This is a genomic window from Streptomyces sp. NPDC048483, from assembly GCF_040651455.1.
Lineage (GTDB): Bacteria > Actinomycetota > Actinomycetes > Streptomycetales > Streptomycetaceae > Streptomyces.
In genome coordinates, this window is sequence record NZ_JBEZJZ010000204.1 from 1 (window position 1) to 7,108 (window position 7,108).

Annotated in this window: 6 protein-coding genes; 5 read left to right on the forward strand and 1 reads right to left on the reverse strand. The window is 71.9% G+C overall.

Annotated features, from left to right (window positions below):
* The first annotated feature begins 112 nt into the window (after positions 1-112).
* The 3 genes from AB0D04_RS41860 (at position 113) to AB0D04_RS41870 (ending at position 2,744) form a co-directional block, all read left to right on the forward strand.
* On the forward strand, positions 113-1,123 hold the full coding sequence (locus AB0D04_RS41860) for a PRC and DUF2382 domain-containing protein (protein ID WP_362712660.1): 1,011 nt from the start codon (positions 113-115) through the stop codon (positions 1,121-1,123).
* 71 nt (positions 1,124-1,194) lie between these two features.
* Positions 1,195-1,797, forward strand: coding sequence for a TetR/AcrR family transcriptional regulator (locus tag AB0D04_RS41865; RefSeq protein ID WP_362712661.1), 603 nt, complete (start codon positions 1,195-1,197; stop codon positions 1,795-1,797).
* Positions 1,794-2,744: a hypothetical protein gene (locus tag AB0D04_RS41870; RefSeq protein ID WP_362712662.1), complete on the forward strand. Its 951-nt coding sequence runs from the start codon at positions 1,794-1,796 to the stop codon at positions 2,742-2,744. The genes AB0D04_RS41865 and AB0D04_RS41870 overlap by 4 nt, the downstream gene beginning before the upstream one ends.
* A gap of 3 nt (positions 2,745-2,747) precedes the next feature.
* On the opposite strand, the gene AB0D04_RS41875 is transcribed toward AB0D04_RS41870, so the two are convergent.
* The gene (locus AB0D04_RS41875) at positions 2,748-4,085 is read right to left on the reverse strand and encodes a helix-turn-helix domain-containing protein (RefSeq protein WP_362712663.1); all 1,338 of its coding nucleotides are present in this window, start codon (positions 4,083-4,085) and stop codon (positions 2,748-2,750) included.
* Positions 4,086-4,286: 201 nt separating this feature from the next.
* Between AB0D04_RS41875 and AB0D04_RS41880 the strand changes: the two genes are divergently transcribed.
* Positions 4,287-5,213 (forward strand): proline dehydrogenase family protein, encoded by a 927-nt coding sequence (locus AB0D04_RS41880; protein ID WP_362712664.1) that lies wholly within the window; start codon positions 4,287-4,289, stop codon positions 5,211-5,213.
* A 132-nt stretch (positions 5,214-5,345) separates the two neighbouring features.
* Positions 5,346-6,986, forward strand: coding sequence for an L-glutamate gamma-semialdehyde dehydrogenase (gene pruA, locus AB0D04_RS41885; protein WP_362712665.1), 1,641 nt, complete (start codon positions 5,346-5,348; stop codon positions 6,984-6,986).
* Positions 6,987-7,108: the final 122 nt, after the last annotated feature.

A 7,108-nucleotide genomic window follows, 5' to 3' on the forward strand; every position in this document is an offset into this window, starting at 1 on the left:
CCGCTCGCTCTGTATACGCCGTCGCCACAGGTGGCTGATGAGCTGAGAGCACCACATGGTGCCTGCGCAGGGGCGTGCCCCTGGCGGCGCGTGCGGAAGGAGACGAAGCGCCATGAATGCACCGCAGGGTGACACTCCTCAGGATCTGACCGGCCTGACCGTGGTCGATGCGCAGGGCTCCAAGGTGGGCACCGTCCAGCAGGTCTACCGGGACGACGCGACCAATGCCCCCGAGTGGATCACTGTGCGTACCGGGCTGTTCGGCATGAAGGAGACCTTCGTGCCGCTCGCCGGGGCGCGGCGGGCGGGCGGCGAGCTGCACGTTCCCTACACCAAGGAAGCGATCAAGGAAGCGCCGCGGATCGCCGCCGACGGCCACCTCGACCCCTCCGAGGAGGCGGAGCTCTACCGCCACTACGGACTGACCCGGCCGGGCAACCCCGGCCCTGTCGCGCCCCAGCCGGATCCCGTCATGGCCGGGAGTCCGACCCGTACGCGGGCCGGCGCGGCCGCCGCGGCAGCCCCTGTGGCAGCCCCCGGCATGGCGGGCGGCACCATGCCGTACACCCGCCCGGAGCGCACCGACCGCCCACCGGCCGGGGCCGGGGCCGGGGTCGGAGCCGGAGCCGGGGCCGAGGCCGGCGCGATGGCCAGGTCGCGCGGCTGCGACGACGAGGACACCGCGCGCCCCAAGGAGCGGACGTCCGAGATCGTGCTGTCCGAGGAGCAGCTCCAGATCGGCACCGAGGAACGCGAGACCGGCCGGGCCCATCTGCGCAAACACGTCGTCACCACCGAGGAGTACCGCACCGTTCCGGTGACGCACGAAGAGGTCCGGATGGTCCGCGAGCGGATCACCGAGGAGGACCGGGTGCTGGGCCGGACCGAGCCGCGGATCGGCGACGGCGAGGTCGAGGTCATCCTGCACGAGCAGCAGCCGGTGGTCAGCAAGAAGGCCGTGGCGGTCGAGCGGGTACGGCTGGAGACCGAGCGGGTGACCGAGCAGCGGGAGATCAGCGTCGAACTCCGCAAGGAGGAGCTGGAGTTCGACGACGGTCTGGGCGGTGGCGCGGGGGAGCCGGGCGGCGACCGGGCGGGACCGGGACAGGCCCGGCTGTGGTGAGAACGTAGCCTGTACGTATGTATAAGACGTTCGTCTCGTACGGGCGTATGGCGCGGCGGTAGGCTGCCCGCATGGGACACCGCGAAGATCTTCTGGAAGGCGCCAAACGGTGCCTGCTGGAGAAGGGGTACGCGCGCACCACCGCCCGCGACATCGTGGCCGCATCCGGCGCCAACCTCGCCTCCATCGGATACCACTACGGCTCCAAGGACGCCCTGATGCGTCAGGCCGTCATCGCCTCCAGCGAGGAATGGGGCGCCGGCGTGGCCGATGTGCCGGCCGCCGCCGGCGGGGCGGCGGATCCGCTGGAACGCTTCGCCGCCGTCTGGGACAAGGTCCTCCAGCGCATCGGCAACGAACCGGAGTTCATCGCCGCGCAGGTCGAGGTGCTGGGCCTGCTGCCGCGCGACGCCAAGCTGCGCGAGGCGATCGGCGAGGTGCTGCCGGAGGGTGGCGAGGGGCTCGTCGCGGTCTTCGAAGGGGTGGCAGACACCGAGGTCGACGGGGAGGCGGCCCGGGTGGTCGGCTCCTTCTACCAGGCCCTGCTCACCGGCCTCATGGTGCACTCGCTGATCCGGCCGGAGGCGATGCCGTCGGGCCGGGATCTGGCCGAGGCGCTGCGCCGGGTGACGGCGGGCGAGGTGCTGGGGCCCAAGGGGGAGGAGCGAGGGTGACGGACGAGGGGGACCCGTACGAGGAGATGCCGTACGGCTGGGAGATACGGCCCTTCGACGGGCTGGTGGGGCTGATTCCCGACGGCATCCGGCTCGGTGACCACCGCAAGGTGATCGCCGACCGGCTGGTGGACGCCATCGGCGAGCTGGGGGAGGTACGGACGTCCCGTCAGACCTCTTCGAGCACCGGACTGTGCGACCACTATGTCGACGGCGGGCTGGTCTGCTTCTTCGACGACGAGGAGCGTCTGGTTTATCTGGAGGTGTTCGATCCCGCGCCGGTGTTCTACCAGGGCCTGCCGCTGACCGGGACCCCGTACCGGGCTGTGGTCACCGCCCTCGAGGCGATGAATGTCCGGCTGATCGAGATCGCCTCGGGCGTCGAGGCCCCGGACGCGGGCTTCAACCTCATCGCCCCGTACGGGGCCGACGAGGACCACCCCGGCCGGGTCGCCCGCGTCGACCGCGTCGGCCTCTTCCGCAGCTCGATCGTCGCCGAGCCCGTCACCTTCTCCGAGGCGGACCCGGTCGAGCCGATCACCGAGCACCGGCTGGTCCCCGGTGAGGGCACCGAGACCGTACGCCTCGGCCAGGACCGCCACACGCTGGGCGCCCGCCTCGGACCGGCGATGCAGAGCCGCCCGGAGTACGGCGGCGCGAGCGAGGACCGGTACCACGACCACGGCCTGAATCTGACCTTCGACGGGGACGACCGGCTGACCAAGCTGGTCATCACCTACACCGGCGCGACCGGCACGGCCCGCTTCCGCGGCGTCCAGCTGCTGGACCGCCCGTACGCGGAGGTGGTCGCCGACCTCGAAGCGGCGGGCGTACGGATCGAGCACGGCGAGCTGGCCGGCCGGGCGCCGGAGCACGGCTTCAGCCTCCTGCTGCATGGCCATGGGAACCCGGCGATGCCGGTGGTGGCCGTCGTCTTCACCCGGTAGCGCTCACAGCCGCGCCGCCTTGAGCGCCATGTGCAGCAGCAGCCGGTCCTCGCCCTCGTCCAGGTCGAGGCCGGTCAGCTTCTTCACCCGGCCCAGGCGGTAGTAGAGCGTCTGGCGGTGGATGCCCAGGGCCTGGGCCGTGCGGCCGGCCTGGCCCGCGCAGTCCAGGAACGCCTCGGCGGTGCGGGCGAGTTCGGCGTGGGCGGGGGCCAGCAGGGTCTCGACGCGCGGGTCCGGGACGGTGGTGGGCAGCGCGGTCAGCAGGCGGTACGCGCCGATCGCGTCCCACTGGGTGACCTGGCCCAGCCGCGGCTCGGCGCGGGCGGCGCGGGCCGCGGCCAGGGCCTCCTGCCAGGCGGCCGGGAGGTCGGCCAACTCGCTTGTCCCGGTGCCGATTCCGGCGGCACGCGGCCGCGGGGCGGGGGTGCGGGTCCCGGTGGCCGCGCCGGCCGCCGTGGCCCCGGCGGCGGGTACGGCGCCCGCGCGCGGCGAGCGCAGCAGATGCTCGGCCACCGTATGGGCCGCGGCGAGCGAGCCGGGTGACCGCAGGCGTACGAGGGCGGCCAGGGCGGTGGATGCCGGGCGGGAGCGTCCGGTGCCGCCGCTGCCGGCGTGGTCGGGGGTGCGGCCGTCAGGGGCGGCAGCCGGGGCCGGGGACGTGGAGCCGCCGCCGACCGCGGGCAGCGCACAGGCCGCAAGCAGCCCCGGCAGGCTCGGCAGCGGCGCCTCCGTGTCCGTCGTGTCCCAGGGCAGCACCGCCACGAGGGTGAGCGGCGACCCCGGCGAGAAGCGCAGGGTGTCCCGCAGCGCGTCGCGCAGCGCGGCCTCGGCGGCCCCCCGGGCATCCGGCCCGCAGGCCAGCGACTCCCTGAGCAGATCGCCCAGTTCGGCCCCGGCGCGGGCCTCGTCCGCCAGCAGGGCGCCGATCCGGGCGGCGGTCTCCATCGCCTGCGCGATCCGCGGGTCCGGGGGCGCGCCGCGGCCGCCGAGCTCCAGGTCGGTCAGATGCCCGTCGTCCAGCAGCCATACATAGCCGTGCACGATGCCGCGATGGCGTACGGGCAGACAGATCCGGCCCCGGAAGACCCCGGCGGCCGGGTCCGGCGGAATGCGCAGCGCCGTCTTGGCCCGCGCGATCCCGAACGCCTCGAACCAGGCCCGTACGGCCGCCGACGAGCGGCGCTGCAGGATCGACCGGGTCCGTACCGGGTCCATGACCTCGTCGTCGTCACCCTCGTGCGCGCCGAACGCGATCAGCCCGAAATCCCGGTCCTCCAGCGTCGCCGGCGCACCGAGCGCCGCTGAGATCTCGTCCACGAGCTGCTGGTAGTCGCCCCGCATCCGCCGCCCGGCTCCTTCCGTGTCCGTACCGTGCCCTGCACCATTCTCATACATCTGTCTGAGATCCTGACCACGAAGGCGTGACAGCTGTCGATGGCCGGAAGATGGCGAGATCCTTAAGTTTCAGGTGGCTCATCTTGCCGCTGCGCGCCCGTACGGCGCCCGCCCGGCATTTGTCATCCTGAACCGTGGAGGTGCCCCATGCTGGGTCCCGTGCTTCTCGCCGCAGCGCGCAGCGACAGCATTCGCCGCATCGTCGCGGCCGCTCCCATCACCCGCCCCGTGGTGGACCGCTTCATCGCAGGTGAGCGGCTGGCCGAGTCCGTGACGGTCGTGCGGTCGCTGGCCGCGCGCGGTCTGGAGGTCACCCTGGACTTCCTGGGCGAGGACATCACCGATCCGGCCGAGGCGCTGCGCAACCGCGACGCCTACCTCGAGCTGGCCGGCGCGCTCAAGGGGCAGGGGCTCGGCACCAAGGCCGAGATGTCCGTCAAGCTCTCCGCTTTCGGCCAGGCGCTGCCCGGCGGCCATGAGCTGGCGCTGAAGAACGTCACTCCGGTCGTCGAGGCCGCCGCCGAGGCCGGTACGACGGTGACCCTCGACATGGAGGACCACACCACCGTCGACTCCACCCTCGCCATCCTGCGCGAGCTGCGCGAGCGCTTCCCGCAGACCGGCGCGGTGGTGCAGTCCTACCTCTTCCGCACCGAGGACGACTGTCACGCACTGGCCGGGGAAGGCTCCCGGGTGCGACTGGTCAAGGGCGCGTACAAGGAGCCCGCGACCGTCGCCTTCCAGGACAAACGCGAGGTCGACAAGGCCTATGTGCGCTGCCTGAAGATCCTGATGGCCGGGCAGGGCTACCCCATGATCGGGTCGCACGACCCGCGGATGGTCGCCATCGGCCAGGAGCTGGCGCACCGCAACGGCCGCAAGCCCGGCGACTTCGAATTCCAGATGCTCTACGGCATCCGCGAGGCCGAGCAGCTGCGGCTGGTCGCCGAGGGCCACCGGATGCGGGTCTACATCCCGTACGGCACCGACTGGTACGGCTACTTCATGCGCCGCCTCGCCGAGCGCCCCGCGAACCTGGGATTTTTCCTCAGGTCGCTTGCCACCCGCGGCTGATTGCCCCATAGCGGCGGGTTCGGGTGGATGCTGGAAACCCGGGCCGCACCGCTGACCCCCGTACGAACCCGTACGCCCCGCACCACCACCGACGATCGCCACCGCGAACTACAGCGAAGGAGACACCGCGCCATGGACGCTGTGACCCAGGTCCCCGTGCCGGTCAACGAGCCGGTTCACACCTACGCCCCCGGCAGCCCCGAGCGGCAGCGGCTCGAGGCCAAGCTCAAGGAGCTGGCCGACAACCCCATCGAGCTGCCGATGACCATCGGCGGCCGGCGGCGGATGGGCGCCGGCGAGCGCTTCGATGTCGTCCAGCCCCACAACCACGCCGCCCGGCTCGGCACCTTCGGCAACGCCACGGTCCAGGACGCCCAGGACGCCGTCGACGCCGCGCTGGCCGCCGCCCCCGCCTGGCGCGCGCTGTCCTTCGACGACCGCGCCGCGATCATCCTCAAGGCCGCCGACCTGCTCGCCGGCCCCTGGCGGGAGAAGATGGCCGCCGCCACCATGCTCGGCCAGTCCAAGACCGCCCAGCAGGCCGAGATCGACACGCCCTGCGAGCTGATCGACTTCTGGCGCTTCAATGTGCACTTCGCGCGCCAGATCCTCGCCGAGCAGCCCCCGGCGAACTCCCCGGGTGTGTGGAACCGCTCGGACCACCGCCCCCTCGAGGGCTTCGTCTACGCGATCACGCCCTTCAACTTCACCGCGATCGCCGGCAACCTGCCCACCGCCCCCGCCCTGATGGGCAATGTCGTGGTCTGGAAGCCGTCCCCCACCCAGACCTACGCCGCCGTGCTGCTGATGCAGCTGCTGGAGGAGGCCGGGCTGCCCAAGGGCGTCATCAACCTCGTCACCGGCGACGGCAAGGACGTCTCCGAGGTGGCCCTGACGCACCCCGACCTGGCGGGCATCCACTTCACCGGTTCGACCAAGACCTTCCAGTACCTGTGGAAGACGGTCGGCACCAACATCGAGAACTACAAGACCTACCCGCGCCTCGTCGGCGAGACCGGCGGCAAGGACTTCATCGTCGCCCACCCGACGGCCGACCGCGCCGTCCTGAAGACCGCCATGACCCGTGGCGCCTTCGAGTTCCAGGGCCAGAAGTGTTCCGCGGCCTCCCGCGCGTACGTCCCGGCCTCCCTGTGGAACGCCGGCCTCAAGGAGGAGTTCGCCGCCGAGGTCGACTCCCTCACCATGGGTGACGTCCGTGACCTGGCGAACTTCATGGGTGCCGTCATCGACGACCGCTCCTTCGCCAAGAACAAGGCGGCGATCGACCGGGCCAAGGCCGACCCGACCATCGAGGTCGTCGCCGGCGGTACCTACGACGACTCCGAGGGCTACTTCGTCCGCCCGACCGTCCTGGCCTCCACCGACCCCGAGAACGAGATCTTCAAGGACGAGTACTTCGGCCCGATCCTCGGCGTCTACGTCTACGACGACGAGTCCGCCGAGGGTTATGACGCGATGCTGGAGCAGATGGAGTCGGCGTCGGCCTACGGCCTGACCGGCTGCGTCATCGCCCAGGACCGCGCCGCGGCCGCCGCCACCTGCGAAAAGCTCCGCTTCGCGGCCGGCAACTTCTACATCAACGACAAGCCCACCGGCGCCGTCGTCGGCCAGCAGCCCTTCGGCGGCGGCCGGGCGTCCGGCACCAACGACAAGGCGGGCGCCAAGCAGAACCTGATGCGGTGGACGTCCACCCGCTCCATCAAGGAGACGCTGGTGCCGCCGACGGACTACCGCTACCCGCACATGGGCTGAGGCCCGGCGCGTACGACGGCGGCCCGCGCCCCCGCGGGGGGGGGCGGGCCCCCGCGTCGTGGGGGTGTGGTTTCGGGGGCGGGGGGGGGGGGTTTGTGAGGGCGGCTTGTTTTTACCGTAGA